The sequence below is a fragment of the Falsiroseomonas selenitidurans genome, from assembly GCF_012103215.1.
GTDB classification, from domain to species: Bacteria; Pseudomonadota; Alphaproteobacteria; order Acetobacterales; family Acetobacteraceae; genus Falsiroseomonas; species Falsiroseomonas selenitidurans.
The window spans coordinates 1-2151 of sequence record NZ_JAAVNE010000114.1; the positions used below are offsets into that span (position 1 = coordinate 1).

Consider the following 2151-nt stretch of genomic DNA (forward strand, 5'->3'; position numbering starts at 1 on the left):
GGCAGCCGCGCCGCCGCGGCGGAGGGGTCCGGCAGCCGCACCGGGTCCGAGACCAGCCACAGCCGCGCCACCCCCGGCACCGGCCGCAGTCGCCGCGCCCAGCGCGCCAGCCCGGCGGAACCCGGCCTCACGCCGCGCCCCCGCCCGGCCGGCGATCCCGCCGCCGATACCGTCCTGGCCGCAAATGCATTAGCCTCCGCCGCATGCCGAACCTGCCCCCAGACCGCCACGCCGACCCCGACCTCGCCGCCCGCCTGGCCGACATCCGGCACAGGATCGCCGAGGCCTGCCGCCGCGCCAACCGCCCGGCGGACAGCGTCACCCTCGTCGCCGTCTCCAAGACCCATCCCGTGGAGGCCGTCGCCGTGGCGCTGGCCGCCGGCCAGACCTGCTTCGGGGAGAACCGGGTGCAAGAGGCCCAGGCCAAGTTCCCGTCGCTCCGGCCGGCGCACCCGGCGCTGCGCCTGCATCTGATCGGCGCGCTGCAGACCAACAAGGCGCGCGACGCGGTGCGGGTGGCGGATGTGATCGAGAGCCTGGACCGCCCCAAGCTGGCGCTGGCCCTGCGCGAGGCGATGCAGAAGGAAGGCCGCGCGCCGGCGATGCTGGTGCAGGTGAACATTGGCGACGAGCCGCAGAAGGCCGGCATCCCGACGGCGGAAGCCGATGCCTTCATCCGCACCTGCCGCGAGGAACACGGCCTGCCCGTCACCGGCTTGATGTGCATCCCCCCGGCGGAAGGCGACCCGCGGCCGCATTTCGCGGCGCTCGCCGCCCTGGCCGCGCGCCATGGCCTGGCCACGCTCTCCATGGGCATGAGCGGCGATTTCGAGGCGGCGATCGCCGAGGGCGCCACCCATGTCCGCGTCGGCACCGCCATCTTCGGCCATCGCCCCGCCCCGCAGGCTTGACGATTCGGGCCGCCCCGGCCCAAGCAGGCGCCATCTCACCGAGAGCGACACCGATCCCATGACCCGCGTCTTCTCCGGCATCCAGCCTTCCGGCGTGCCCACCCTGGGCAACTACCTGGGCGCCATCCGCAACTGGGTGCCGATGCAGGACACGCATGAGAGCATCTTCTGCGTCGTCGACCTGCACGCCATCACCCAGTGGCAGGACCCGAAGGAGCTGGCGCGGCAGACGCGGGAGATGGCGGCGGCGCTGATCGCCTGCGGGCTGGACCCCCGGCGCTGCATCCTGTTCATCCAGAGCCATGTCCACGCCCATGCGCGGCTGGCCTGGATCTTCAACTGCGTGGCGCGCATCGGCTGGCTCAACCGGATGACCCAGTTCAAGGACAAGGCCGGCAAGGACCGGGAAGCCGCTTCCTCCGGCCTCTATGTCTATCCCAACCTGATGGCCGCCGACATCCTGACCTACCATGCCTCCAAGGTGCCGGTCGGCGACGATCAGAAGCAGCACCTGGAACTGGCGAACGACATCGCCCAGAAGTTCAACCACGACTATGGCGTGGACTTCTTCCCGACCATCGAACCGCTGATCCAGGGCGTCGCCGCCCGGGTGATGAGCCTGCGCGACGGCACCAGGAAGATGAGCAAGTCGGACCCCTCCGACCAGTCGCGCATCAACCTGACGGACGACCACGACACCATCGCGCTGAAGATCCGCCGGGCGCGGACGGACAGCGAGCCGCTGCCCGACCACGCCGCCGGGCTGGAGGGCCGGGCGGAGGCGCGCAACCTGGTCGGCATCCTGGCCGGCATCACCAACACCCTGCCGGAGAACGTGCTGCGCGAGCATGGCGGCAAGGGCTTCTCCGAGTTCAAGGAGGTGCTGGTGGCCGCCCTGGTGGCGCATCTGGACCCGATCCGGACGGAGATGGCGCGGCTGCTGGACGACCCGGCGGCGCTGGATGCGGAGCTCCGGCTCGGCGCCGACCGGGCGGAGGCGATCGCCGCGCCGATCTGCGCCCGGGCCGAGGAAATCGTCGGCTTCCTGCCGCGGCGCTGAGGGTTCTTCCTGCCGCGGCGCTGAAGGTTCTTCCTGCCGCGGCGCTGAAGGTTCTTCCTGCCGCGGCGGGGACGGCCGGCTAGTGGAGTGATTCCAGCAGACGTTTCCCGCGCTGGTGCTTGCTGATGATGGTGTCGGCAGGTGCGGTCCAGCGGAAGGGCTTCGGGTCGGCGTTGTGGG

The 2151-nt window shown here is 71.5% G+C and carries 2 protein-coding genes; both read left to right on the forward strand.

Annotated elements, in window-relative coordinates:
- The first annotated feature begins 203 nt into the window (after positions 1–203).
- Positions 204–911, forward strand: coding sequence for a YggS family pyridoxal phosphate-dependent enzyme (locus HEQ75_RS27545; protein ID WP_168035319.1), 708 nt, complete (start codon positions 204–206; stop codon positions 909–911).
- Positions 912–969: 58 nt separating this feature from the next.
- The gene (trpS, locus tag HEQ75_RS27550) at positions 970–1971 is read left to right on the forward strand and encodes a tryptophan--tRNA ligase (RefSeq protein ID WP_168035320.1); all 1002 of its coding nucleotides are present in this window, start codon (positions 970–972) and stop codon (positions 1969–1971) included.
- Positions 1972–2151: the final 180 nt, after the last annotated feature.

What these genes read in the sequence shown, in the direction of transcription:
- HEQ75_RS27545 (WP_168035319.1), top strand. Translation starts at nt 204, where the DNA reads ATGCCGAACCTGCCCCCAGACCGCCACGCCGACCCCGACCTCGCCGCC.
- trpS (WP_168035320.1), top strand. Translation starts at nt 970, where the DNA reads ATGACCCGCGTCTTCTCCGGCATCCAGCCTTCCGGCGTGCCCACCCTG.